Raw genomic sequence first — 25,008 nt, forward strand, 5'->3', positions numbered from 1 at the left:
TGCCCGCGAAGCGGGCAAAGCACCAACATTCTGGGTAAATTCTTATGCAGAAACCTCCTAACCTGTACTTCTTCATGGGGGGGCGGCAGCATAGCCGTTTCCACACAAAGGAATACAGGTTATGAGACGCGCAGTCCATCGGCGATCGCATCGTCTGGGAAGAGGCAATGAAAAGGGAAATTTAGAGAGCCCGTTCGGGGCTATAGTTCGAGTTGTACTTCTGCCTTCTGCCTCCTGCCCTCTGCCTGCTTCCTCCTATGCGTACTATTCCTGAAATTAACGAAAAAATTCAGGCCAAGAAGGCCGTGGTCTGGACAGTTGAAGAACTAAAAGCCCGAGTGCAAGAAACGAGCGTGGCCGAGGTGGTTCGTCAGGTAGATGTCGTAACCACAGGCACTTTCGAGCCGATGGAATCCTCTGGGGCCATTCTTAATCTAGGGCATACGGATCCACCCATTAAAATTCGCCAGTGTTGGTTGGATGGGGTACAGGCCTATGCTGGGTTCGGGGCCGTGGATTTGTACTTGGGAGCCAGCCAGATGGCTGATTACAGTGGCATGGGAGAGGCCGGCGATCTGGAAGATTCACGGGAAATGCGCCTGCGATCGCCCCTTCAGGAACGCGGCGGCGGCCATGTCATTGCTGACCTAATTGCAGGAAAACCCGTGAAAGTGCGAGCGATTGGGCAGGTAACAGATTGCTACCCTCGCTCCTCCATCGAAACCACCATCAATCGCGACACGATCAACCAGTTTTATCTCTACAATCCGCGCAACCTATATCAAAACTTTATTGTGGGAGTCAATGGAGGCGATCGCCCACTGTTTACCTATCTGGGTCCTTTGCAGCCCCAGCTAGGTAACGCCGTTTACTCTAACCCAGGGGCCATCTCTCCGCTCTTTAATGACCCCGACTTACAAGTCATTGGGGTTGGTACTCGCCTTTTCCTGGGAGGTGGCATCGGCTATGTGGCCTGGGAGGGAACACAGCACTTTCCCCTTCAAAAACGATTGCCCAATCACACTCCGATTGGCCCAGCAGCGACCCTGGCCCTCATTGGCGATGCGAAGCAAATGGATCCTCGCTGGGTTAAGGGCTGCTACTTCAAAAGCTATGGCCCTTCCCTCATGTTAGGGATCGGAGTGCCATTACCTGTACTGAACGAGGAGGTCGTGCTGCGCTGCTCCGTGCAGGATGCAGATTTAGTGGCACCCGTCGTCGATTTTTCTATTCCCCGACGGGTGCGACCGACCTTTGGGCAAGTCAGCTACGCCCAACTCAAATCGGGGCGGATTACCATCGATGGCAAACGCGTTCGGGTCGCTCCCCTTGCCAGCATTTATTTATCTCGACAGGTCGCCCAGGAATTGAAACAGTGGATTGAGGAGGGGCGTTTTACCCTAACAGAGCCCGTAGCGGCCCTACCGAGCGATCGCCCGTTTCTTGCCCAGGATCGTTGGGGTGCCCAAATTAATCTCGAATAACCTCAGTTCGGGATAAGCGGAAGTGCTCATTTTGGCGTGCACTTTGCGCACGCCAAAATGAGCGTTTTCGAGTGCCGCGCAACGCGCGGCACTCGAAAACGCCCTTAACCCGAACTCAGGTTCGAATAACCTCAGTTGGGATAAGCGGAAGTGCCCATCTTTGCATTCAATTCAAAAGAGGGGCAGGCGCTTTTTGCCTGCCCCTCTTTTGAATGAGATCAGGAGGAAGGCAAATATTTAATGCCTACCCTCCTCTTTGTTAGCCCTGATCCCCCTGAGATTCCCGGGGGGGACGGTTCGCCCGCTTGATGGGCCGACCGGGAGCCTCCCGGGGGCCAGAATCCCGAGGAGCACCTGCGGGTGGCGCGCTACCTGGCTCACCTGCCCGAGTCGGAGTCGGTTTCTTCCAGGGCTTGCGACTGGGCGGTCGCTTCTTGGCGCCAGGGCCGCTAAAGTCAGGACGGCCTTTGCGCTTACGAGGTGGCACCAGCCCAATGGCTTTGCCTTCCCGGATAACCAGCAGGTTTCCTTCCCGCTGGATGTGGAAATCCCAGAAGTAGCCAACAGTTTTGCCCGTCAGTTCACCCGTCAAGAGCAACTTGAAGGCTTTGGGCGGCTTATCTTTCTTCTTCGAAGTCTGCTGAATCCGGACAATCAGATTTTTATGCTCTTCAGAGTAGAAAAGAATCTCACCCCGAATGGAGAAGTAGCCATCACTGGGATCTTGCGGCTCTTGGGAATTAGGCGGCTTGGGAGGAATTGCAACCAGGCCACTGGAAGACGTTGATTCAGCAGCTGATTCTGAGGGCGTTTCTTCGGAAGCTTGCTTCGATAGGTTTTCGGGTTCCCAGATGCCGACGATTTGGACGTGCAGGTCATACCCTTTTTCACGAGTACGGGGATAAACCACCCAAAGATGAGGCTTCTCCAGGTCAATGTGCTTTTTCACTAAGCTCATGACCCGCCCTAATAGCACCGCATCGATTACGGTACCATCGCCGGTCACTAGGTTGCCACGGGTAAACTGATCGTCTGAAGGAGTGTAAACTCCTTCAACCAGCCCAATTGCGCGATACTGCATCGGCTCGCTGGCCGGCGGAATGGGATGCTGTCGGGGATTGACAACAATCTCATCGTTGAGCTCGGGAGCGTCAGCGGTGGGTTCAGGGGAGGGAGGCGTTGGTGATGACATCCCTTCGGATGGAGTCGGCACGGCGGAGGAGTCCATTTCAAAATTCAAAGCTGAAGGCTGATCCATTATCGGTCTCTGCGGGTGGAATAGCTCAAAACTCGTTGAGATTTGAGGGGTCAGGATAACCCGCGAGAGGGTCACAGGAAGGCAGGTTAGCCCAAAACCTGAAATCTGTCAGCCAAGGGCTGTTCAGAGGCGACCCGGTGAACCCGCTTGCCACCGACAGTGTAAGACCAAGTTTAAGTAAACACTAGGTTAGCATCCACTTAGAACTCACCCACCATCGATTGGAAGATTGCTGGTTCAAAGGCTATCCTTTGGTCTTTATCTTTATTTGTTATACAAAAGCATTTGGCTTCATCAGGTAGGTCTGCGGGTTTTCTGAGCACTCTTGTGGGAAGCTCAGTCTTCACAATTTAGCGCCTAGAAATATTTCTGTAACCCTTCATATGACATGGCAGATCCACAGAGCATGGAGGGCTGCACAAATGTTAACTCCCACAAAACCTCTTTCTTCTGTAGCTGAGCGGCTGGAGGGCGATCGCCCTCATCCACTCTGAAGTGCCTAAAAAACAAACCTGTTTCCTTATGTATCTCGCTGGGTAGAACTGTGGAACGATTTCCAGGTAAGGAGCTTACATCTTGCCAAGCCAAACCCCAGAACCCTCATCTTCTGGCTGTTTTATAACGGGAAATTCCGGTTTTTGGGGTTTGGTGCAGGCTTCGAGTCTAAAGAAATGCTGGTTAGTCCTATCGACTCGAAATCAAGCTGTTGGGTAATAATGGCAGAATGAGTTTGGGCCGTTCTGTGTTTATTAAGCGCAATCGAGTTATTTTAAGCAGCGTTCTAATCGCCGCATCCCTGGTATTTGTGGCATTGATGCTGCTTCCGGTAGTCGGGGCTTTCCAGCAAGGAAACCGAACTGCCAATAATGCGGCAAACCCTGCGGCTAGTCCTGCAGATCAGCAGAAAGCCCTGGAAGATCAGGCCCGTGGGTATGAATTGGTACTTCAGCGAGAACCCGATAACCAGACGGCCCTGCGGGGTTTGCTTGAGGTTCGCATTCAGCAGGGGAATGTGCAAGGGGCGATCGCTCCCCTCGAACGCTTAGCAAAACTTAATCCTGACCAAACGGAATACCATGTCCTTCTGGCCCAGGCGAAACAGCAAGTGGGTGACACGGAAGGTGCTGCCGGGGTATACCGCGACATCCTGTCTCGCCAACCCGGTGACATGAATGCATTGCAGGGGCTGGTAGGTCTGATGATCAGCCAGAAGCGGCCAGAGGCTGCGGTCGCCCTGCTTCAAGACACCCTCAAGATCGCCGATGAGCAAAATAAAGCGAAACCCGGTAGCATCAACTTAACCTCAGTTCAACTGCTGCTGGGTCAGGTTTACGCCGAAGAAGAGCGCTTTAATGAAGCGATCGCCATCTACGACGAAGCCATCAAAACTGCCGGTGAAGATTTCCGGCCTCTATTGGGTAAAGCCATTGTTCTACGCGCCGCAGGTCGTCAGGATGAGGCCAAGCCTTTGTTTGAACAGGCCGCATCCCTGGCTCCAGCTCAATATCGTGATCAAATTAGCCAGTTGGCCAGTGGGGCCCAAAGTCCTAGCGACCCCGCCAACCCTGTCCCAGAAGAACCCAAGACAGATGCCCCCAGTGCTTCTCCTTCCGGTTCCCAGGAGTCTTCTTCCCCATCCCGCGTTACGGGTACTCCTAGCAACTAGAAATTTCCATGAACTTTTGTAGTGACAATGTAACGGGCATGGCTCCCGAAATCTTGGCGGCCTTGGCGGCAGCCAACGAAGGAACTGCCATGCCCTATGGCGCTGATAGCATTACCCAGCGACTCGAAGCCCGATTTACTGAGGTCTTCGAGAAAGAGGTACACATTTTCCCGGTGGCGACCGGGTCGGCAGCCAATGCCCTGGCGCTGTCGGTGCTGACGCCTCCATACGGGTCGATCTACTGCCATCAAGACGCGCATATTAACGTGGACGAATGTGGTGCGCCAGAGTTCTACGCGGGTGGAGCCAAGCTCGTTACGATGCCCGGCAACCTCGGCAAGCTCGTGGCAGCAGAGTTAGACACCAGTCTGAAAAATGGTGGGATCGGGGTCGTGCATCATGTGCAACCTGCAGCCGTGAGCCTGACTCAAGCCACAGAGGCCGGCACTGTTTATACGGTGGATGAGGTGACAGAGCTTGCCCGCATCGCCCACTCGTACAACGTCCCGGTTCATATGGATGGGGCGCGATTTGCGAATGCGATCGCCTCCCTAGGCTGCACCCCTGCTGAGGTGACCTGGAAGGCCGGGGTGGATGTGCTGTCTTTTGGGGCGACGAAAAACGGAGCACTTGCAGCCGAAGCCGTGGTGTTCTTCAATCCTGAATATGCCAAGACATTCCACTTCCGTCGCAAGCGGGGGGGACATCTGTTTTCCAAGATGCGGTTTCTATCAGCACAATTGGAGGCGTATCTGGAGGGCGATCGCTGGCTCAGCTATGCTACCCACTCAAATCGTATGGCTCGCCAATTAGCCGATGGGCTGGCGGCACTGCCCGAGGTGCATCTGTGCTATCCCGTTCAGGCCAATGAACTCTTCGTAAAACTGCCCAATGCGGTTATTGAAGGGTTATATGCAGAAGGCTTTCAGTTTTACCGTTGGGAAAGTGAGGATGCCAGTACAATCCGTTTGGTAACAGCCTTTAACACTTCGCCCGAAGCTGTTGCCGCATTTCTAGAAGCAGCCAGGCGCCAGGTTGAAAGAATTGCGCTAACGGCAGCGATCGCTGGAGCTTAGCACCTTGTGCCAGGCACATTTCAAAAGAGAAGGGTGGGCGCTAACGCCCACCCTTCTCTTTTGAAATTAGTCCACGACTCGGATGCGACCACTTCGCAAGCCATCGTAGATCTGATTAACTTGTATCCGTTCTTTGTCCGATAACCGCTGCTTAGCAAGCAGCATTGACATGACATAATCCTGCTCGTGACGAGAGATACGACGAACGGCCAAAATATGATCTATTAATTCATCAACTGGAATTTGAGGTAGAAGCATAACGAGGATGTAACTGGCGGAAAGCTTGACTGCCACCGAATCCGAGGACATCCTAACAATCGTACATCTGCGTGAAATCCGTATTTTGGCGCGTTTTCCCATAGTCCTTACGCAGGGAAATTCGCCTTAACGGGGTATTCACGGGAACGGGCATCTAGAAAATTTCTGAACTTTAGCATTCTCAACACAGTATTTTCCGATCTGACGCGAGATGGAGGTGGAACTTCCTTCCACGTCTATCTCTCGCCAGATCGGAAACACACAGGACTTACGCATTTGTGTTGTGGGTGGGGTGCTTCGCACCCCACCCACAACACAAATACACTATGGATAGCGGGCTTGCGTAAGTCCTGACACAAATGCGTCAGTCCTGATAGCATTATCGCCCCATGAAAAAAGCGGAGAAGAATCCCCGCTATATGGTGAGCATTAATGTGATTCATGGATTCGTGGACACACTGTTGATGCATGGTGATCTATCGCATTAACACCATTTCACAACACCTTAAGCAGAGTAACGCTGGTCAAGCCACATGCGCACTTCCTGTTCAGAGCTAAATTGCATCTGCTGCTGAGTCATAGGGTCATACACATGCCAGACCAGTTGATCACCGTAGGTCCGTTGCCGAATTTGTGGCTCAGAGCTGCCTGAAAAATAGCTCATCAATCGATAACCTAGAGACTGCCAAGCCGAAGGAGACTTTACGGAACGTTTTTGAACAGAGCTTTGAAACTCCTGGGAGGATAACTCTTGCCCGTTCTGCCAAACATAACAATCACTTTTCATGGTTGAAATCCTTTCGGTTGTTGTGGTCGAATGCCTTTGATGCATCCACTTTAGGAACCTCAACTGAAAGATTCAACAGACATGATGAATCGCGTATATGAATAAAATTCATGGAAAGCGATCGCAATAGAACGGAAAAGATGGGTAAAAATCATTAGATATCAAAAGGTTTCATAAACTGGGACCTATCCCGTTTAGCCTGACCTTGACAACGTTGTGAAATGGGGGCGACTATGCTGCGAGACCAGATTAAGCTATCCCAATTGCGTGCCCTGATTGCCGTGGCCGAATCCGGTAACTTTGGTGAAGCGGGGTTACAGTTGGGTGTATCGCAATCGGCTGTTAGTCATGCGATCGCCAGTCTGGAAGCCGAGATGGGCATCGTCCTCTGTGCCCGAGGCCGCCATGGAGCCCAACTGACCCCAGTCGGCGAGCGCATGGTTAAGCATGCCCAATCCATGATGGGTTTGCTGGATGAAATGGAGCGAGAGGCCAATATCGCCAAGGGTCTGAAGGGCGGTGACGTGCGCATTTCCGTGTTCCGCAGCGTTGCCACCCATGTTTTGCCGGACATCATCGCTCGTTTTCATGAACGCCTCCCCAACATCAACTTCTCCATCACAGAGTATCAAGGCGATGATCTGTGCGAAGGGGCGCTACGTCGGGGGCAGGCAGATGTCGGTTTCACCTGTTTACCCACCGCGGATGACTTTGAAGCCTGGGAGTTATTCCGGGATGAATATATCGTGCTCTTTCCACCCAAGGCTAAAATTCCCCCTGACCCCATTACCTGGGATGTGCTACATCAGTTTCCCCTCATCCTGCCTAATGAAACGGACTACTGTTTCACGTTGATTCGTCAGCATTTTGAAAAGCTTAATCAACCTCTGCGAGCGGCCTATCAAATTAAAGAAGACTCTACTATTGTGGGCATGGTGATGCGTGGCTTAGGGGCAACCGTGATCGCTCGTCTGGCAGCGGAGCCACTGCCGCCCGAAATCCAAGTGCGCCAGCTGCCTGTCCCGCTGGAACGTGTGATTCGTGCCATTGTGTTACAGGATGCGCTCCTTCCCCCTGCTGTATATGCATTTTTAGATGCACTGAGGACGGCTAGCTATCCTGAGCGATCGCCCTCCCAGCTTCCCCAAGCCTCATAACCTCATGAGATAACCTGAAGTGCCCATTCTTGTATATGAGGCGCACACAAGAATGGGCGTTTTAAAGTACTACGCGTTGCACGACACTCGAAAACGCCCTTAACCGAAACGTAAAGCTACCCCCGAAAAAGCAACCAGATTCCCGTCAGGGCAACAATCACCCCCAACACGGAGCGAAGGCTCACCCGCTCTCCGGCCCATAGCGCAATGGGTAACACAAACAGAGGGCTAGTCGAGTTGAGAGACTGCGCAATTCCCGCAGCCGTAAACTTTAAGGCAATCTGTTGGAGCCAGATACCAATGAAGGTGCCTGCGAAAGCTGTAACGACAATGACAGCTAAAAAGCGGGGCGATCGCAACCACCGCAATTCCTTTAAAGGCGCGGGTTGTGCCCCCAGCCAGATCGCCAGAACCAGCACTCCTGCAACCAGACGGATCAAGGTACTCCAGATAGGACTGACAGTTGTATCTGCTAGCGCGGCCCGAGAGCAGACGGAACCCACGGCTTGACAAAGAGCCGCCGCCAGGCCCATCAAAACTCCTCGGCCCACATGGGAGCGATCGCCTCCTACATCAGCCTCACGCTCGGCTACTACCCAGGCTACTCCAGTCACCGTCAGGAAAATGCCACACCAGGCGATCGCCCCTAACCGCTCCTGTAAAACGGCCATGGCGATCAGGGCTGTCAGTGGGGGAGCCAAGGATTCCATCAACAAGGCTCGGCGGGGACCGAGGGTATTAATACTGCTAAAGAAGGCCGAATCTCCTAAGCCAATACCGATAGCTCCGCTTACAACCAACAGGCTCAGAGACTGCCATGTAAAGGCCGGTTCTAGTCTCATCGCCAGCAGGGTGAGACCAATCATGAGGATAGCGATCGTACTTTTCGCGCTATTCAACACGATGGGCGACATGCGTTGCCCTAATTTGAGGTAGATGAAAGAGGCGATCGCCCAGATCAGCGCTGCCCCCAAAGCAGCCAGTTCCCCTTTAAATGTGTTCACCCAAAACAGCATGAAACTAATTTAAGCCCCTAAGGTTTTTCCCCAATCTCATTTAATATGCGATCTAATATGCTCGAAATACTTGCACTATCCGAGCCAAACTGTTCAGCTTGTTTTAACCAATATCGAACTTTTTCGGAGTTTCCAAGGTGATAGTCTATTTTGGCGAGATACCAGCAGCTAATTGTAAAATCGATTGCTTCTTGTCCAGGCTCCGTTAAGGGAAGTAGCATTTTCTTGGCTTCTGCATAACGGCCTAATTCTGCCAAAATTGCGCCTCGTGTTCCTTGGATTGTTTTAGAATGACCTGCCGCTTTTATTGCTCGTTCTGACCAATGATCGGCCTGAGTTAAGTACTGCATTTGCCCATTGTTGATCACAATAGAAAGCAGGGTATCTAAAATATAAGCGATTTCGATTTTATCAAGACTACCCAGCTCAAGTAATTGTTCTAATAATTTGACAGCTTCATCATAATGCTCGTAGAGAACAGCTACCTGAGCGTCAATTAATAGCTGAAGTCGATTTGGATCTCCTCCAAGAAAAGACCTTTTTCTAGGCAAATCCCCATACGCCGAAATAGCCTCCTGGTAGCTAATAGCAGCATTTCTATAGTATTCCTGATAGTTTTTCTTAAGAGTAGTCTGCAGTATTTTTCCATCATTAGGGTGTTTGACTCCTCCAATCATGACATTCATCGGAAAAAGGGAATAGATTATTAGATAAAGCTCTATATATATAAAAAATAAAAGTAGAATTGAGGGATGCAGACAAAAGGCTGTGAGTGACATTAAAAACAGCAGGAGATTAGCAAAAGCTCCCCCCAACAAAAAAATAGACGTTCTGAGCTTTAAAGTCTTAAAGTTTGAGCCGTCAATATTAGCCATTGAAGCAAAAGTAAGACCACCACCTGGATAGCTACCCAGTTCAATTTTTGAATTAAATAGCCACTTCCAAGTAATAGAGGTACGGCTACCTATCTTCAAATGATAGGGGCGGAAACCCACTAACTTTGCAGCGAAGAAATGCCCATGTTCATGGCAGAAAATTGAGAAATAGGGCCAGGCAAAAGCAGCGAATAAATGTAAAAAAAGGCCAAGAATGAAGCTCATACCGATAGAGATAGCCTGTACGTTGTAACGGAACCTAGGCCATTGATAATAGCCGTATTACCGGGTGGATAAAACTTGTCGGAGCAGATTAGCTGTCTTTTGGGGTGACACAAGAGCATTAGCACAAAGGATGCCAGAGGCAGCAACTGCCGGAATCCCAATGCCGGGAATTGTACTGTCACCCACCCGGTAGAGCCCCGAAATGGGGGTTTGGGGTGGTGGAAACTGGCCTTGATGAGCAGCGATCGCCGCTCCATAGGTGCCGTGATGCCGTCGCAGGTAATGGGCATGGGTCAGGGGAGTGCCGATTAGTTCCAGGGTGATGCGATCGCGTACATCTGGAATCACCCGCTCTACAGCTCGGTAGAGAGATGCCGCTCGCTCTTGTTTGCGGCGATCGTAATCTGCATCCCGGCTCCAACCCTCAAACGGTTCCAGAGTATAGGCATGAAGCACGTGATGCCCTTCCGGAGCGAGGGCCGCGTCCCAAACCGACGGGATGGAAATCATACAAGTATTCCCAGGGACCGTAATATCTTGTTGGGTATCGTGAACCACGACATGGTGCCCGGTTAATCCCTTCAATCCAGACGCGCGGAATCCCAGATGTAGATGCATAAAACTATCTACCGCTGGAGTTTGTAGCGCCTGTTGACGGTAAGCCGCAGGAACATCCTCAGGTTTCAAAAGATGGGTAAAGGTGTCCCAAACAGAAGCATTTGAAATCACCACCGGAGCTGTGACCACCTCTCCATCTGCAAGTTCCACACCGATCGCACGACCAGACTCTACCCGAATCTGTCTCACCGGGGTCTTAAGCCGCAGCTGGCCACCCCATTTTTCTAACCCCCGCACAAGGGCCTGAACGATCGCCTCACTACCGCCAACTGGGTAATCCACGACAGAGCGCGATCGCTCCCCCAACATAAAACTCACCTCAGGGGCCACGGTACCCTCCGCTTTAAGCCCTGACAGGAGAAAGCACTCCAAATCCACCAATCGTCGTACCCAGGGGTTGTGTACTGTTTGATCCAACACATCCCCAACCGACCCCTGGATCATAAGTAAATGGGGCAAGAGCTTAAGCAGGGCCAGAGGATAGCGGCTGAGTAAAACTGGAATTGCCTGCCAATCTGGGCGTAGGGCCAAGGTCGGAATTCCTTTCAAGGCCTCATAGAGCTGCAACATACGCTGCTCGAAGGCAGCATACTCTTTGGCTCCGGTGGGTGTGACAGCGGCGATCGCTTGTTGATAATCCTCACTGCGACACCAGACAGGAAATACCCCTTCCGGAAAATGATAGTGACCAAGCGGGTCGTAAGCGATCGCCTCCACCGTCTCCTCCAAAGCATCCAGCACCATCCTTAAAGGATTGAGGGAGGTTGGATCACTAAGGCCACAATAGAAAGATGGCCCCGTATCAAAGCGAAAGCCTTGCCGGGAAAAGCCGTGAGCGGCACCACCCGGTTGGGTATGGGCTTCACAGACGAGCGATCGCCAACCGTAGCGAGCCAACATGGCTCCGGCAACCAACCCTCCAATACCACTACCAACAATAATTGCGTCAAAATCTGCCATAGGTCACATCGCGAATTGCAATCGCATGGGATACAACCAGATGAACGGCACAAATAGGCATTGCCTACTTTCCATATTTCAGCCTAAGGAAAAGCGTCATCCGTTTCCGTAATTCTTCGTGGGATAGAAGTTCAAGAGGAATTAGCTTCTTCATCGAGAAGCGTAATAACCCCTGAATATTTATGAATATATGTTGAAGTTCATCTAGAATTTAAGAAGCTGCTGAGCAAAATTGGTATAAACAAGCAAATTTACTGAAATCGTTCACGTTGTCCCTGGCAGAGCTCTCTATACCTTAGTCATCCTATTTCTTATGCTAGGGAAACGGAAACCACAAACTCCTATCTATGTCAAGTTTCCGTGCAATTACGTTCGCTGCCCCCTTGTGTCCGTAAAACTGCCCTATAGTAATAGTGTGTTATCCGCACTATGCCAACTATGAGTCGCGTCTTATTAGGTAGTGTGGTTTGGCTGTTTAGTGCTTCCATCAGTGCTGCATCCCCTGTCCTCGCCCAGCAAGCAGTTCCGTCAGATTTGATGAACCCCCCATCAGATTTGCCGACATCAAAGCTGAGATCTGACTACAACCAAGATTCATCTTACGAGCCTCCTGTGGAGGGCGGCCCTGGAAGCACTCAGGGGTCCGGTACTCGTTAACAGTAGATCTTGTAGCGATACAGTAGTCAATCAGCGGGATTGCGCTTTCCATACCCCTCACTGCATCCCATGTGTTTTACATAGCAACAAACGTCCATACGTCCTTCCGTAAAGATCGTAAATAAAACAATCTGTAATTTCTTTTTGTGAGCTTGATGGCTTCGCTGCCACGCTCACAAAAAGAAATTACAGATGACTAACTGCACAATCTTCGTAGGAGAGCGTGAGATTGAGCCTCACGCTCTCCTATCAACAAAACCAACTGAACATCAAAGGTTTAGTCGATAGAAAATGTAGCCCTACTCAACGGGAGCAGACTTCCACTGGCGATCGCCCTGCACCAGCGTATGGACTCGCCACTGTTGATCGTCTGTACTTGGGTAGTCAGTCCGGAAGTGACCGCCCCGGCTTTCCGTACGAAAGTGGGCAGCTCGTAAAATCAAACTGGCAATATCCAATAGGTTACGAGTCTCGCCCCAATCTCGTAGGATCAGGTGATCGATTGTTAAAGCTCCACCCTGACTTGCCAGGGTTTGCAGATACTTATTGAGGGTTTGGCTCAGGGACAGGTTTGCAAATTCCTGCTGAGCAACCTGAATTTGGGCGATCGCCTGCTCCAGGGTTTCCTCGGTGCGACAGATTCCGGCACTCTGCCACGTCACGCCCGCCAACCAGGTACGTATCTGCCGAATGGTCGTAATCTGGCTCTTATCCTGATCCGTTAAGAGCGTATCCGATGCGTCAGATGAAGTAGGTGAATAGTCCAACTCCGGTAGCTGAAGGGCCATAAATTGCGCCCCAAAGACCAGGCATTCCAGTAAGGAGTTACTCGCCAGCCGATTCGCACCGTGAACCCCCGTACTAGCCACTTCTCCAATTGCATAGAGCCGGGGGATAGTTGTCTGGTTGTAGCGATCGGCAAAAACGCCGCCCATCCAATAATGCGCCGCCGGAGCAACGGGAATGGGTTGCGTAAATACATCCACTCCCCATTGACGGCACACCTGAATAATGTTGGGAAAGCGATGCTGAATTCGATCCGGTGGAATAGAGCGCAAATCTAGCCAGACATGAGCATTCGGGTTGTCGGGATGGGTCTTTTGTAAATGTGTAAAGATGGCACGACTCACGACATCTCGGGGAGCCAATTCGCCATCAGGGTGATAGTCAAAGGCAAAGCGATATTGCTCATCATCCAGCAAATGTGCTCCTTCCCCGCGCACAGCTTCACTGATCAGAAAGCGAGGCGCTCCCGGCAGGGTAAGGGCAGTTGGGTGGAACTGGACAAATTCTAGATCCCGTAGCAAGGCTTCGGCCCGCCAGGCGATCGCCACCCCATCCCCCGTACTTAAAGGGGGATTAGTCGTCTGGGCAAACACCTGCCCTCCGCCCCCGGTCGCCAGAATGATGGCCCGAGCCGGTACCGCTCGGACTTCCTCACCAACCTGCAACAAAACACCCTGGCACTCACCACCCTGCATCCACACATCCATCACAAACCCCTGAAGCACATGAATGTGAGGACGGGCCAATACTCGTTGGGCCAGAATAGTCACGACAGCACGACCTGTAGTATCTGCAGCATGCAGTACTCGGCGGCGAGAGTGGGCGGCCTCTAAAGTCATAGCCAGGGCATCGCCCTGACGGTCAAAGGCAACCCCCAGATCAATGAGATGCTGGATGCAATCACTCGCCTCTTTCACGAGTAGGGTAACAGCATCCCGATCACATAACCCTGCGCCCGCCTTTAATGTATCGGTTAGATGTAGTTCGCTGGAGTCATCGGGGGCGATCGCCGCTGCAATGCCCCCTTGCGCCCAGTCGCTCGCAGATTGCTCCAAAGGTTCTTTTGTAATCAGGCCAATCCGGTAGTGGTCGGGGAGACAGAGGGCACTGTAGAGACCGGCGGCCCCTCCCCCTACAACGATGACATCAAACGGATTCAGGTCATCCCACGCAGCAGATTGAGACACAGGCAACAACACTCATGAGCAGAACATAATTATAGTCACCTTCTAGTTTCATTGCGGCAACAGGAGAACATGGCCTTAGCCCCACATTCTCCTGTTGCCGCAATGAAACTATAGCAATGTGCAAATGTGTTAAGTGCCCCACACCACCGTACTTAGGAGGTTTCTGCATAAGAATCTACCTAGGATGTTGGTGCTTTGCCCGCGAAGCGGGCAAAGCACCAACATCCTGGGGGTAATTTCATTGTTGGAAATCTCCTTAATCAACGCGCACAGCGGTACTCACCAACTTCAACCCCAAGCATACTTAAGCGCTGAGAATGAGGAACTCCCTTAAAACGAGAAGCCCTTAGCAAAAGCTAAGGGCTATAAATTAAAACATAGGATTAGAAGCCAAACGGAGGGACAGGCCCAACGAGTTGTTTAGCGATAAATCCCGTTATTGATCCGGTCATCCCCTTCAACAAATGCGTTTTCGGGAGGGCTAACGGTAAATTTATCCAGATTGGCTTGCAGTACTTCCAATTGACGATCCGTCAGTCCGGGAATATCCAGAACATCGTTCACGTCTTGATAAGGAGCATTCTTTAGAATCTGCTTGGCGATGGTGGGGTACAGCCCCGGATATTGCATGAATGCCCGCACGTTGGTGTTATTCAGGTCGATTTTTGCGCCGAATTCTGTTGCCAGCTTGTCATCGACAGCGTTACGAAACTCTAACGCCACCAGGGGAGATGAGATGGGCACGAGACGACTGAAAGGAGCGGCAATCGCCGACAGATCCCCTACCCAACCCCAGCTAGCCACTAGCACAGCCAGGGACAACAACAACCCTACAAATCGCTTCATTGGTTGAATCCCTTCCGATTTCTCCGATTTCATGATTCCGATTGTCTTAGCCCAAGAGGCTAAATAAAACACAGCAAAAGCAAAAAAAGAGTATATGAACAGGGAGCGAAGCCGCTTTTATCCAATTCCAGACTCTACCTATAGAGACTACCATTACAAATGACCAAAAAGTGATGCCTATAGAGTTCATTTCCATCTGTTTGGATTAGGCCTCAAAAAACGATGGTGGGTGTCGTATTGCGACGCCCACCATCGTTTTTTGAGGCTTAACCTTTAAGGAGGTTTCTGCATAAGAATTTACCCAGAATGTTGGTGCTTTGCCCGCTTCGCGGGCAAAGCACCAACATTCTGGGGGTAATTTCATTACTGGAAATCTCCTAAGAAGGAGTAGTCAACTGCAAAAAAGTATCTAGATCAGAAAAGGAGCCAGCATAGGTCACGGTTGGGGTGTCATAGCCCTTCAGATTGACCGAGTGCTGCTTGAACAGGTTCGGGTTCGACATGCTGGTGATGAGGTACTCGTAAGCCGCCTCACCTAGAGCCACATCCATGCCAATCTGCTTCGTAGCCGATTCTAAGCGAAAGGCGGCATTTACGGTATCACCCAGGGCGGTGTAATCGGGGCGATCGCCCGTCCCCGTATTGCCCACCATGGCATAGCCCGTATTCAAGCCGGCCCCAACCCGTAACGGAAATGGAAGCGGGTACCGCTCATGCAGGCGACTAGTCATTTTGTGTAAAGAACTGAGGGCACGGGCGATCCGTACCATTTCTTCCTGGCTAACGCCTTGGGCTCCGTGGATCCAGACGGCCATAATGGCGTCACCAATATACTTATCGACCCAACTGCCATACTCCCGAATAATGTCTCCGGCACAGCGAAACCAGGTGCCGATCGCTTCTGAGAGAATCTTTTCGTCAATCTGTCGAGTCATCACAGTAAAGTCCCGGATATCAACTACCAGCACGGAGATCAGACGTCGTACGTGGAGGGTAGCTGTAGCCGTAAACTCTTGAGAGTCAATACCCAGGGAGGAATCCGAGGCGGGTGCCATATCTGGAGAATAAAACTCCAGCTCGGTTTGCCCGAAAGTGAGCCGATCGCCATTGTGCAGCGTGACAGGAACACTGACACGCCGTCCATTGACAAAGGAACCATTCCGGCTTCCTAAGTCGATTAAATAGAACTCGCCCGTCTCCATGCGCTGAAGCATCGCATGGTTACGAGAAATCCAGCGGTCAGGCAACACGAAGTTGTTGTCATCTCCTCGACCAATTGTCCAGCAATTGTTACTTGTCAAGGAAAGATAACGGCTACCGGACTCAGTTCGTAGGATTAGGTGGGGAACAGGTTGTGCAATCACTGCGAACCATGAAACCGCTACTTTGCTTTTACTGATGCATCCTGAGGCTGCGGAACGGATGAGAGAAGACAACAGTCATCTTCTGGTTATCATCCACAAGAGTTTTTGACCTGCAACAGGACAAAATTTCGATCTTCCGCCAAGGTTTATCGCTGGAGTCACATGGCCTCCTAAACTGGTTGCCCAGCCAGAAGCTAGATCATGCCCGCGAACTACAACTACTAAGTTAGCCCAAGATACTCAAATCATAGCCTTACTAACTCAGCACCTGACATCAACTTTCAGGATTCGCACAGCATTGACAGGGTTCAGGGTAGGTAGTGTGAACTCAGGCAGCCATAGCCAGCAGAAGAAACAAACCATCAACCATAACCGTGCTAAGGATAGCGCCACTAAAAGCCCAATGGTGAAGCTGTTGCGATCGCAACGGCAATAAACCCACCACCAACAGTAGACTGACGATCAGCACAGCGCTACCAACTCCCCAAGGAGTTTGCATCTGAGCCAGAGCCGCCTGAAAGATCGGTGGAGCTTGATCAGGAGTTACCTGCATCAATTGTCGCCAATAGGGAATCAAATTGACCAGGTAGAAATACAGATCTGTCAAAGCAGTCCCCAGTAGGGAACCCAAGTAAAACCAATGGCCTACAGGGGTCTGTATGCGTCGCATCCCAATCAGAGCAAAAGGTAGAGCGATCGCCTCAATGGGCAAGTGCAGCAGCGGCTCCCAACGAAACCACCCCCAGTAGATTGACCCCGCCAACCAGGTCCAGGCAAAACCATAAGTCAGGTCACCCAGTACCCAGGTATCCGGCTGCCGGGCAAGAGAACGCGCCATGATTACCAGCACCCCCGTCAATAACAGACTGAGTAGTGGCACCAACCGTACAAGCGGAGCCTGAAAAAAGACGGGAACAGATACCAGAAACACGGCTACCCCCAAAACACCCCACTTCCCAATACCGGAAAGGGAACCCATGGGAGCCTTGAGAGAAGCAGAAGTCAGGGAAGAAGCGGCTTCCTGACGCTCGGCCAGCGAGGGGGTAGACGACGAAATGGTAATCAATGGCTTAATTAATTGAAACAATTTATCGCACTCATTTAGTTTACGTTATTTAACAAAAGATTGCATCCCAAAATGCAATGCCAGGGGATGCTTCTAATAGCCTGCTGTGTCTTCGATTGTACGGACAATCCCCCGGGGGGCATATTTAGATATTCTTAAAGTGTCTAGAAACTAGCAAAGTTCAAAGCTTCAGTGCAGTGTCTAGAAGTTTTAGTTTGACTGAGCCCCCTCTGTAAGGAAAAGCTCACCCTCTCAGAAAACGCCTGAACCGTAATTGGACAAGTGTCCGAAAACTTGCTGTAATTTACTACTCGTCCAAGAGGATGTGCCTAATGCTCTAGGTCCTGGTTAATCAGGACCTAGAGCATTAGGCACATCCTCGGTACTATTCTAAACATTTGAATGGGGCGCTTACCGTCTCATTCACACAGCCATCTCATGCTTGAAACATGGGTACATCCCACTTTTGTAAGTGAAGCGGGCGAAGCCCGCTTCACTTACAAAACCTCAGTTCGGGTTAAGGGCTTTTTTGAGTGCCGCTCTTCGCGCGGCACTCAAAAAAGCCCATTATTGCGTGCGCGACGCGCACGCAATAATGGGCGGTTCGGCTTATCCCGAACTGACGTTACAAAAGTGGGATGTACCCTGAGACATGACCCGCACACATCAAGAAGATAACCGTAGAGCCTGCTGTGTTTTATGAGCTGAAGCATTAACTTTGTCAGCGCTTCAGCTCACAAAGTTCGATATTGGTACTTCCATAAAGTTGCCTCGGGATACCTGATAGAAGGGAAAAAGCATAGGGTAGACTCATTGAGACATTTCTAGCCAGGCTGAGAGGACTGCCCGTGTCTGAGATGAGTTTTGGAGTCGCATTGGGAGCACTATTTAATCCAGTTATGGGTGGATTGCCCTTAACGGGGACGATCGCCACAGCTCCTACCGTAGATACCTCAGCCGCCGCTCCCATAAGTCTGTTTCAGGCTTTGGTTTTGGGCTTTGTGCAGGGAATGACGGAATTTTTACCTATTAGCAGCACTGCTCACCTTAAAGTGGTACCCGTAGCTCTAGGGTGGGGCGATCCAGGTGTGGCCTACACTGCCATTATTCAGTTGGGGAGTATTGCAGCAGTGCTGTGGTACTTCTGGAGTGACTTGAGCCAGATTGTGCGAGGGGCGATCGCTTCTCTTGTTCGCCGCGACTTCCAGACCCAGGAATTCCGCATGGCCTTGGGCATTGCGTTAGGTACCATCCCGATCCTGTTTTTTGGGTTGCTGATTAAAGTTCTCATTCCTGACTTTGACAACTCGCCTTTGCGATCGCTCTCCACCATTGCCATTGTTTCTATCCTCATGGCCCTACTGTTGGGGCTGGCGGAAAAGTTAGGACGCCGCAAGCGTGACTACGACGACCTCACCACCAGGGATGGAATACTGATGGGACTGGCTCAATCTCTAGCGCTGATTCCAGGGGTTTCGCGTTCCGGTTCGACCCTCACAGCCGGACTATTTATGGGAATGGAACGGGCCGCTGCCGCACGCTTCTCGTTCTTGCTGGGGATTCCGGCAATCACGCTGGCGGGACTAGTCGAGCTCAAAGACGTGCTGGAGACGGGCGTTAGCCAGAAGGAGTTGATGCCTCTAATCGTGGGCACTATTTCTGCGGCCATCTTTTCTTATCTAGCGATCGCCGGTCTTTTACGCTATCTGAAAACCCGAAACACCTGGGTTTTTGTCTGGTATCGCCTCGCCTTTGGCGTAGCGATTTTAACCGCACTCGCCACTAACTTTCTTAAAAATGCTTGAGAATGGGAGAGGAATTGTTGTGCGGCTATGCGTGAAGGAACTATTCGCCCTGCCCAGGTCACATGTGTCCTGCCAGGGTCTATTGCTGAAGAATTAGGGTTTGAAGTGGGCGATCGCCTGGTCGCAATTAATGGCGATCGTCCCCGCGATTTGATCGATTATCGCTACTTATGCGCGGACGAGTTTTTAGAACTGGAAGTGCTGGGTCGGGATGGCAAAACCTACCAGGTCGAGCTGGAAAAAGATTACGACGAAGACCTGGGGCTAGAGTTTGAGAGCGCGCTCTTTGATGGCTTGATGCAGTGTAACAACCACTGTCCCTTCTGCTTTATTGACCAGCAACCCCCCGGAAAGCGCCAGAGCCTTTACTTTAAGGACGATGACTACCGTTTGAGCTTTCTCTACGGGAGCTATCTTACCCTGACGAATTTAACAGCACCGGAGTGGGATCGCATTGCCCAAATGCGCCTCTCGCCACTCTATGTCAGTGTCCATGCCACCGAGCCAGAAATTCGGGGCCGCCTGCTCAAAAACCCCCGAGCTGGGCAAATTATGGATCAGCTCGCCTGGTTTCAGGAGCAGCGGCTACAAATTCATGCTCAGGTGGTACTCTGTCCTGGCATTAATGATGGGCCACATCTAGAGCGTACCCTGCGAGACTTAGCACAATTTCACCGGGGGGATTTACCAGCGGTGGCTTCTGTGGCGGTGGTACCGGTGGGTCTCACGCGCTTTCGCCCTGACGAGGACGAATTAATTCCTGTTTCCACCGAGAAAGCACAGGAAGTGATCGCCCAAGTACAGTCGCTTCAAGAAGAATTTCGTAAAACACTAGGGTCGACCTTCGCCTGGTTAGCCGATGAGTGGTTCTTAATCGGTCGGCAGGCGCTACCGCCAGAGTCTCATTATGAGTCTTATCCACAAATTGGCAACGGCGTTGGGTCGATTCAGCTGTTCTTGAAAGACTTCTTCCAGGCTGCTCAACAACTGCCTGCACAGGTCTCTCCTGCCTGTGAGCTGACCTGGGTCGTTGGGAACGCTGTTGAATTTGCATTTCAGCCCGTGGTCGAGCGTCTTAATCAGGTGAAAGGCTTAACAGTAACGATGGCCGCCCTGAATAGCACCTACTGGGGTCAAGACATCACAGTGACGGGGCTCCTAACCGGGGAGGATTTGATTGGCCGTTTGAAGGGACGCCACCTGGGGGATGCTATTCTATTGCCGTCTCTCATGTTGAAACATGATGATTCCCGGTTTTTGGATGACAGAACCGTGGATGAGGTGTCCCGGGAATTAGGAGTGCCGATCCTGCCCATTGCGGATGTCGAGGAATTGATCCAGACCTGTGGGCAACCGCTGAGTTTAGAGGAAGGTTCGGTCGCAGTGGGACGGGGGAAATGACCCCTTGATTGGGATGCCAGGGATTGTTGAAAATGCGGAGGGAATCTGATTTTCAAAGAGATTTCGAGAATGAGACTGGGCATTCTGAAGGGAGGTGCGATCGCTCGATTCTACCTCCTACGGTAGTTTTCAAGCTTCTTAGCAAAACGTTAATAATTCTTGTGACCTAGAGGGCACCAATGCTGATCGGCGGGCGCTACGAGACAATCCGCGAATTGGGCCGGGGAGGCTCTGGGAGAACTTACCTGGCGGAAGACACCTATCGCCGGGGCAACCCCAAGTGCGTTGTTAAAAAGCTACAACCCACTTCAAAACTCCCTTCGGTTCTAGAAAAAGCCCGTATGATTTTCGATACTGGGGTTCAGGAGCTTTACGACCTGGGAGCAACGGGGGCAACACCACGGTTGCTCGACCATCTAGAGCAGGCCGGGGAGTTTTATCTCGTCCAAGAACTGGTTGATGGTCATGATTTGCGGCAGACCTTTGTGCTGGGCGATCGTTGGGACGAAAAAGACGTAGTTGCCCAACTGCGCGAAATTCTAGAGTTATTAGTTGTGTTTCACGAGCGGGGCATTGCTCATCAAGACGTGAAGCCGCAAAATTTGATCCGCCGTTGGAAGGACAAGAAGCTGATGCTTTCTGATGTCGGTGGCATTAAAGTCATTCGGCACCTTACCCTAACTCCAACCGGAGAGCCCAAGTATACGACCCCCGTGGGTACTCCGGGCTACATGCCTAAGGAACAGATCGATGGCGTCCCGACTCCTGCTAGCGATGTCTATGCGGTGGGCATGATGGGCATTCAGGCGCTCACCGGTTATACCCCCAACCAGCTTCCCCGCAACCCCGCAACGCGGATTGTAGAGTGGCATGACCAGGCCGCCGTTAGTCCTGAATTGATGAAAATTCTGGATCAGATGGTGCATCCCGATATGGCAGAGCGGTACCCAACTGCGATGGCTGCCCTAGCGGCATTGCCCAGCCCCAAACAACGGGGTCTCTCCCCAGAAGAACTGGCTGAATTTTTAGGAGAGCCACCACCGCCCACCTACGAAATGGTGATTGAACCCCACTTCTCCTTTGCCCGAGATTTCTCGGAAGGGCTGGCGGCAGTCATGGTAGAAGACCGCCTGGGTTACATCGACAAGGCGGGGCGGTTTATCATTCCCCCTCTGCTCGAAGTTGATCCCTTAAGCCTGTATCGAGAAGGGGCGTACCAATTTTCTGAGGGGTTATCGCGAATGGCGATCGACCACCAGTGGGGCTACATTGACCCAGCGGGCAAAATCTTGATTCCCCCCCAATTTGATGGAGCTGAGAATTTCTCCAATGGGTTAGCGCGGGTGGAGGTGGAGCATCGTTACGGTTACATCAATAAGCGAGGTAAGTTTGCGATCGCCCCCTCCTTTGAAAGTGCCTCCCACGCCTTTCGGGAAGAAGTGGCAGCGGTAGAAATTGACCACAAGTACGGTTATGTGAATCGCCACGGCGCTGTCGTCATTCGGCCGCAATTTGACAGTGCCGACTATTTCCACGAAGGACTGGCTCGCATTACCCTTGATGGCAAGTATGGCTTCATCAACAAGAGTGGAGAGTTGGTCATTCCCGCCGAGTTTGACGTCGCCCACACCTTCAGCCAGCAGTTGGCTCGGGTGCGTATTGATGGCAAATATGGCTACATCGACAAAACCGGTAAAACCGTTATTGCCCCTGCCTTTGATGATACGTTTAGCTTTACCGAAGGCTTAGCCCTAGTGCGGAATGAGAATCACTATGGCTTCATCAACCCCCTGGGGCACATGGTCATCCCCCTGCGATTTGAAGATGCTTACCCCTTCTCGGAGGGATTGGCGGCGGTGAAGATGGGCAATCTATGGGGTTACATTAACCCGCAGGGCGAGTTTCTTGTAGAGCCACAATTTGAAGATGCCAGCTCTTTCCGAGGCGGTCGCGCTGCTGTCAAGAAGGGCAATGGTTGGGGATACCTGGGCGTTGTACATCCTTAAAGCAATAAGCAGGACATAGCATTGCTATGCCCTGCTTATTGCTTTATTTCAACAGAACTGTTTTATTCAGCAACTTGGACAATGCCGCAAGCGATGCGTCCGCCCGCATCTCCGGTGGGTTGCACATAGGAATCAACTTTTTCGTGGAGAATGACCGCGTGGTTGGCGATCGCATACTTTCCATCGGTCAGAGTTAAACCTGGAATTTCCTCCCGATACGAACCGCTACCATCAGCAGCAATGGTTAAATTGCCTAAATCTCCGGCATGAGCATTGGCGAATCCATCACGCTGAAGATTGCCATGGGGAGAACCATCTGGATTAAAGTGCCCCCCAGCCGCATTTCCAGCATCTGCGCAACTGGCATTCTCGTGGATATGAAAACCATGTGGGCCGGCCGGGGCTCCGGTCACCTGAGCTTCAACTAAAACGCCCGACTCCGTAGGAGTAAACGTTATTTCTCCTCGCAGGCTATTGTCTGAGGAAGTGCTCTCCAGAGTTGCAGTAGACAGGGATTCGGCCCAGGCTTCTCCTTGCACTCCTAAATACAGGAATACCACCAATCCCAATAGAGCTAGAACGGACAAGAGGCGAGTAAGTCTACGTGCAGCTAGCATGGGTTAAACAGAGGTAAGGGGCTAGAACGTCTCTATCATACTGGGAATGGCAGGAACTCGAAACCTCTGTGAATAAGGTTTTAGGCATGAGTTTAGTTGCTGTGGAGGAAAGGCTAAGCCTTTCCTCCACAGCAACTAAACTCAGAGTTGATCAGCTCCTCTCCCATATGGGCAAAAGGCAAACAGAGCCATAGCTTTCCAAAGGGACAAGGGAACAGGTATGGTAGGGAGCGAATTTTTATGTTGGTGTGGCGATCGCAATGCCTTCACAACCCAGCCCAACTGCTTTCATCCGAACTGTCTGGCCAGTGGTACTGGGGCTCCTAATCTTACTCGGTATCGGCTTCCGGGTTAACCAATTAGATACTCCCGTGTTCTGGGTGGATGAGGTTGCAACGGCAACACGGGTCTCCGGCTACACCCAGGCTGAAATTTTGGCAGCGGTGGTAGATGGGCAACGGCGATCGCCCACCGATCTAAAAAAGTATCAACAGGTAGGCGATCGGCCTTTTGGAGCAACGGTTCACGCCTTAACCCGAAGTCCCGAACATGCGCCACTCTACTTTCTGTTGACTCGGGGTTGGATGAGTCTATTTGGCAGTTCCGTCGCTGCCATTCGCAGCCTTTCAGTTTTGCTGGGACTATTGCTACTACCGGCCCTTTATGGGTTGTGCCGTCAGATCGATCCGTTGCCTAGGATGGCGGAACTGGCCCTGGCTCTGGTATCAATTTCTCCTTACTTTATTGCTTATTCGCGAGAAGCACGGCCCTACAGTTTGTGGGCACTGGCGTTGGTCCTGGGATGTGGAGCTTTGGCTCGGGCATTGCATCGCACCACCTTTGCAGCCTGGGCTACCTATAGCTTGATGGTGACGCTAAACCTCTACACCTCATTACTTTTCCTGCCCGTACTCGTTGGGCAAGGAGCTTACGTTGGAGTTCTGGCCCTGAAAGGCAAGAGCATGGTCTGGAAGCCCTGGTGCTGGGCAGCCGGAATAGGATTTATTGCATTTTTGCCCTGGGTATGGGTCATGGTGCAGAACTGGTCAGCTCTGGAGTCGAATGTGTCATGGGCAGAGTCGCCATTACCCTGGCCCGTGATCGTTGGCGTATGGCTCTACAGCGTTGCCATTCTAGTGTTTGATGTACCGATCGCGCCGTTTCCCAGTGCGATCGCCCTGCTTCAGGGCATTATGGCGCTGTTGGTCCTGGTGACCATGGGTTGGGCTGTCGCGTCAGCGATTCGACAGGCCGCCTTCCCGCGATGGGGGTTAGGGTTGGCCTTAGCCCTACCCACGCCGCTCGCCCTAGTGTTGCTAGATGGATTACAGGGTGGGCAGGTATCCGCAACCTCACGCTATTTATTTCCAGCGCAGTTAGGGCTAGTATTGGCTCTCGCAGGATGGTTGGGGTATGGATGGCATAAACATCCTCAACGTACGAGGGGCATCGCGATCGCCCTGCTCTTCCTCTGTTTGTTATCAAATTGCATTGGAGTTGGGCGATCGCCTATGTACCAAAAGGGTCGTAACCTCCATAACGCTGAGATTGCCGCTGTTATTAACCAAGTTCCAGCCGCCCTGGTGTTGGCAGAAGCAACCCAAACCTTCGACCTCCTTTCTCTCAGCCATAACCTGGCAGATTCTGTCAGCCTGAGCATTTTACCGAAAGGAACCGAGGTAGATGCAGTGCCGCTCTGTGAGACAGTAGAGACGGTGTTTTTGCTGAATCCGTCAGTGGAGTGGCGCGATCGCCTAATCCAAAAACTTCCACCCACCGCGCAGGTGCAGGAAGCCTATCGCCCCCCTCTTCTTACCGCAAACGACGTCCACCTGTCTCTGTGGCGAGTGGACGCTACACGACTCTGTCCTGCAAACTGATATGCCTCGATTT

At 51.6% G+C, this 25,008-nt stretch carries 21 protein-coding genes; 9 read left to right on the plus strand and 12 right to left on the minus strand.

Translation table 11 applies throughout. The features are described from left to right. Positions 1 to 257 precede the first annotated feature (257 nt). Positions 258 to 1,484, plus strand: a complete 1,227-nt coding sequence (locus NDI52_RS17055; protein ID WP_190771686.1) for a homocysteine biosynthesis protein — start codon at positions 258 to 260, stop codon at positions 1,482 to 1,484. A gap of 259 nt (positions 1,485 to 1,743) precedes the next feature. Here NDI52_RS17055 and NDI52_RS17060 read toward each other — a convergent pair whose 3' ends face one another. Beyond that, a complete protein-coding gene (locus NDI52_RS17060) occupies positions 1,744 to 2,712 on the minus strand; it encodes a hypothetical protein (RefSeq protein WP_190771687.1) in 969 nt (322 codons plus the stop codon). A gap of 754 nt (positions 2,713 to 3,466) precedes the next feature. Between NDI52_RS17060 and NDI52_RS17065 the strand changes: the two genes are divergently transcribed. Both NDI52_RS17065 and NDI52_RS17070 read left to right on the plus strand, forming a co-directional pair. Further along, complete coding sequence (locus NDI52_RS17065; protein WP_199307770.1) at positions 3,467 to 4,408, plus strand: tetratricopeptide repeat protein; 942 nt, start codon at positions 3,467 to 3,469, stop codon at positions 4,406 to 4,408. Between the two features lie 8 nt (positions 4,409 to 4,416). Beyond that, positions 4,417 to 5,484: a low specificity L-threonine aldolase gene (locus NDI52_RS17070; protein ID WP_190771689.1), complete on the plus strand. Its 1,068-nt coding sequence runs from the start codon at positions 4,417 to 4,419 to the stop codon at positions 5,482 to 5,484. Positions 5,485 to 5,550: 66 nt separating this feature from the next. Here NDI52_RS17070 and NDI52_RS17075 read toward each other — a convergent pair whose 3' ends face one another. Beyond that, positions 5,551 to 5,793, minus strand: a complete 243-nt coding sequence (locus NDI52_RS17075) for a hypothetical protein (RefSeq protein WP_190771690.1) — start codon at positions 5,791 to 5,793, stop codon at positions 5,551 to 5,553. Between the two features lie 454 nt (positions 5,794 to 6,247). Further along, positions 6,248 to 6,529 (minus strand): hypothetical protein, encoded by a 282-nt coding sequence (locus NDI52_RS17080; protein ID WP_190771691.1) that lies wholly within the window; start codon positions 6,527 to 6,529, stop codon positions 6,248 to 6,250. A gap of 233 nt (positions 6,530 to 6,762) precedes the next feature. On the opposite strand from NDI52_RS17080, the gene NDI52_RS17085 reads away from it, so the two are divergent. After that, positions 6,763 to 7,686, plus strand: a complete 924-nt coding sequence (locus NDI52_RS17085; protein WP_242035743.1) for a LysR family transcriptional regulator — start codon at positions 6,763 to 6,765, stop codon at positions 7,684 to 7,686. A 116-nt stretch (positions 7,687 to 7,802) separates the two neighbouring features. Here NDI52_RS17085 and NDI52_RS17090 read toward each other — a convergent pair whose 3' ends face one another. The 3 genes from NDI52_RS17090 to NDI52_RS17100 are packed head-to-tail and all read right to left on the minus strand — an operon-like array spanning position 7,803 to position 11,380. Next, complete coding sequence (locus NDI52_RS17090) at positions 7,803 to 8,690, minus strand: DMT family transporter (RefSeq protein WP_347280031.1); 888 nt, start codon at positions 8,688 to 8,690, stop codon at positions 7,803 to 7,805. 29 nt (positions 8,691 to 8,719) lie between these two features. After that, positions 8,720 to 9,802, minus strand: coding sequence for a M50 family metallopeptidase (locus NDI52_RS17095; protein ID WP_190771694.1), 1,083 nt, complete (start codon positions 9,800 to 9,802; stop codon positions 8,720 to 8,722). 57 nt (positions 9,803 to 9,859) lie between these two features. Then, complete coding sequence (locus NDI52_RS17100; protein ID WP_190771695.1) at positions 9,860 to 11,380, minus strand: NAD(P)/FAD-dependent oxidoreductase; 1,521 nt, start codon at positions 11,378 to 11,380, stop codon at positions 9,860 to 9,862. Positions 11,381 to 11,809: 429 nt separating this feature from the next. Here NDI52_RS17100 and NDI52_RS17105 point away from each other — a divergent pair, with 429 nt between their 5' ends. Next, positions 11,810 to 12,037: a hypothetical protein gene (locus NDI52_RS17105; protein WP_190771696.1), complete on the plus strand. Its 228-nt coding sequence runs from the start codon at positions 11,810 to 11,812 to the stop codon at positions 12,035 to 12,037. 299 nt (positions 12,038 to 12,336) lie between these two features. Here the strand turns inward: NDI52_RS17105 and nadB are convergent, their stop codons facing one another. The 5 genes from nadB to NDI52_RS17130 all read right to left on the minus strand — a co-directional run bounded on the left by nadB (position 12,337) and on the right by NDI52_RS17130 (position 17,199). Next, on the minus strand, positions 12,337 to 14,010 hold the full coding sequence (gene nadB / locus NDI52_RS17110; RefSeq protein WP_347280032.1) for an L-aspartate oxidase: 1,674 nt from the start codon (positions 14,008 to 14,010) through the stop codon (positions 12,337 to 12,339). A gap of 420 nt (positions 14,011 to 14,430) precedes the next feature. After that, a complete protein-coding gene (gene psbU / locus NDI52_RS17115) occupies positions 14,431 to 14,856 on the minus strand; it encodes a photosystem II complex extrinsic protein PsbU (RefSeq protein ID WP_190771698.1) in 426 nt (141 codons plus the stop codon). Between the two features lie 205 nt (positions 14,857 to 15,061). Continuing rightward, positions 15,062 to 15,220: a hypothetical protein gene (locus NDI52_RS17120; protein ID WP_190771699.1), complete on the minus strand. Its 159-nt coding sequence runs from the start codon at positions 15,218 to 15,220 to the stop codon at positions 15,062 to 15,064. Positions 15,221 to 15,233: 13 nt separating this feature from the next. Then, a complete protein-coding gene (locus tag NDI52_RS17125) occupies positions 15,234 to 16,220 on the minus strand; it encodes an FHA domain-containing protein (RefSeq protein WP_190772287.1) in 987 nt (328 codons plus the stop codon). A 328-nt stretch (positions 16,221 to 16,548) separates the two neighbouring features. Continuing rightward, positions 16,549 to 17,199, minus strand: coding sequence for a DUF3120 domain-containing protein (locus tag NDI52_RS17130; protein WP_190772349.1), 651 nt, complete (start codon positions 17,197 to 17,199; stop codon positions 16,549 to 16,551). Positions 17,200 to 18,143: 944 nt separating this feature from the next. Here NDI52_RS17130 and NDI52_RS17135 point away from each other — a divergent pair. The 3 genes from NDI52_RS17135 (at position 18,144) to NDI52_RS17145 (ending at position 22,498) form a co-directional block, all read left to right on the plus strand. Continuing rightward, positions 18,144 to 19,091, plus strand: a complete 948-nt coding sequence (locus NDI52_RS17135) for an undecaprenyl-diphosphate phosphatase (protein WP_190772350.1) — start codon at positions 18,144 to 18,146, stop codon at positions 19,089 to 19,091. Between the two features lie 27 nt (positions 19,092 to 19,118). Next, the gene (locus NDI52_RS17140; RefSeq protein WP_190772288.1) at positions 19,119 to 20,492 is read left to right on the plus strand and encodes a TIGR03279 family radical SAM protein; all 1,374 of its coding nucleotides are present in this window, start codon (positions 19,119 to 19,121) and stop codon (positions 20,490 to 20,492) included. A 179-nt stretch (positions 20,493 to 20,671) separates the two neighbouring features. Beyond that, the gene (locus NDI52_RS17145; RefSeq protein WP_190772289.1) at positions 20,672 to 22,498 is read left to right on the plus strand and encodes a WG repeat-containing protein; all 1,827 of its coding nucleotides are present in this window, start codon (positions 20,672 to 20,674) and stop codon (positions 22,496 to 22,498) included. A 62-nt stretch (positions 22,499 to 22,560) separates the two neighbouring features. On the opposite strand, the gene NDI52_RS17150 is transcribed toward NDI52_RS17145, so the two are convergent. After that, on the minus strand, positions 22,561 to 23,115 hold the full coding sequence (locus NDI52_RS17150) for a superoxide dismutase family protein (RefSeq protein ID WP_190772290.1): 555 nt from the start codon (positions 23,113 to 23,115) through the stop codon (positions 22,561 to 22,563). A 260-nt stretch (positions 23,116 to 23,375) separates the two neighbouring features. Between NDI52_RS17150 and NDI52_RS17155 the strand changes: the two genes are divergently transcribed. Next, on the plus strand, positions 23,376 to 24,995 hold the full coding sequence (locus tag NDI52_RS17155) for a glycosyltransferase family 39 protein (RefSeq protein ID WP_190772291.1): 1,620 nt from the start codon (positions 23,376 to 23,378) through the stop codon (positions 24,993 to 24,995). The last annotated feature ends 13 nt before the right edge of the window (positions 24,996 to 25,008 follow it).

This window comes from Leptolyngbya sp. PL-A3 (genome assembly GCF_039962325.1).
Lineage (GTDB): Bacteria > Cyanobacteriota > Cyanobacteriia > Elainellales > Elainellaceae > Vacuolonema.

Excerpts from the sequence above, each read along its gene's own strand:
- NDI52_RS17055 (WP_190771686.1), top strand. The coding sequence starts at position 258 with ATGCGTACTATTCCTGAAATTAACGAAAAAATTCAGGCCAAGAAGGCC.
- NDI52_RS17060 (WP_190771687.1), bottom strand. The coding sequence starts at position 2,712 with ATGGACTCCTCCGCCGTGCCGACTCCATCCGAAGGGATGTCATCACCA.
- NDI52_RS17065 (WP_199307770.1), top strand. The coding sequence starts at position 3,467 with ATGAGTTTGGGCCGTTCTGTGTTTATTAAGCGCAATCGAGTTATTTTA.
- NDI52_RS17070 (WP_190771689.1), top strand. The coding sequence starts at position 4,417 with ATGAACTTTTGTAGTGACAATGTAACGGGCATGGCTCCCGAAATCTTG.
- NDI52_RS17075 (WP_190771690.1), bottom strand. The coding sequence starts at position 5,793 with ATGTCCTCGGATTCGGTGGCAGTCAAGCTTTCCGCCAGTTACATCCTC.
- NDI52_RS17080 (WP_190771691.1), bottom strand. The coding sequence starts at position 6,529 with ATGAAAAGTGATTGTTATGTTTGGCAGAACGGGCAAGAGTTATCCTCC.
- NDI52_RS17085 (WP_242035743.1), top strand. The coding sequence starts at position 6,763 with ATGCTGCGAGACCAGATTAAGCTATCCCAATTGCGTGCCCTGATTGCC.
- NDI52_RS17095 (WP_190771694.1), bottom strand. The coding sequence starts at position 9,802 with ATGAGCTTCATTCTTGGCCTTTTTTTACATTTATTCGCTGCTTTTGCC.
- NDI52_RS17100 (WP_190771695.1), bottom strand. The coding sequence starts at position 11,380 with ATGGCAGATTTTGACGCAATTATTGTTGGTAGTGGTATTGGAGGGTTG.
- NDI52_RS17105 (WP_190771696.1), top strand. The coding sequence starts at position 11,810 with ATGCCAACTATGAGTCGCGTCTTATTAGGTAGTGTGGTTTGGCTGTTT.
- psbU (WP_190771698.1), bottom strand. The coding sequence starts at position 14,856 with ATGAAGCGATTTGTAGGGTTGTTGTTGTCCCTGGCTGTGCTAGTGGCT.
- NDI52_RS17120 (WP_190771699.1), bottom strand. The coding sequence starts at position 15,220 with ATGAAATTACCCCCAGAATGTTGGTGCTTTGCCCGCGAAGCGGGCAAA.
- NDI52_RS17130 (WP_190772349.1), bottom strand. The coding sequence starts at position 17,199 with ATGGGTTCCCTTTCCGGTATTGGGAAGTGGGGTGTTTTGGGGGTAGCC.
- NDI52_RS17135 (WP_190772350.1), top strand. The coding sequence starts at position 18,144 with ATGAGTTTTGGAGTCGCATTGGGAGCACTATTTAATCCAGTTATGGGT.
- NDI52_RS17140 (WP_190772288.1), top strand. The coding sequence starts at position 19,119 with ATGCGTGAAGGAACTATTCGCCCTGCCCAGGTCACATGTGTCCTGCCA.
- NDI52_RS17145 (WP_190772289.1), top strand. The coding sequence starts at position 20,672 with ATGCTGATCGGCGGGCGCTACGAGACAATCCGCGAATTGGGCCGGGGA.
- NDI52_RS17150 (WP_190772290.1), bottom strand. The coding sequence starts at position 23,115 with ATGCTAGCTGCACGTAGACTTACTCGCCTCTTGTCCGTTCTAGCTCTA.
- NDI52_RS17155 (WP_190772291.1), top strand. The coding sequence starts at position 23,376 with ATGCCTTCACAACCCAGCCCAACTGCTTTCATCCGAACTGTCTGGCCA.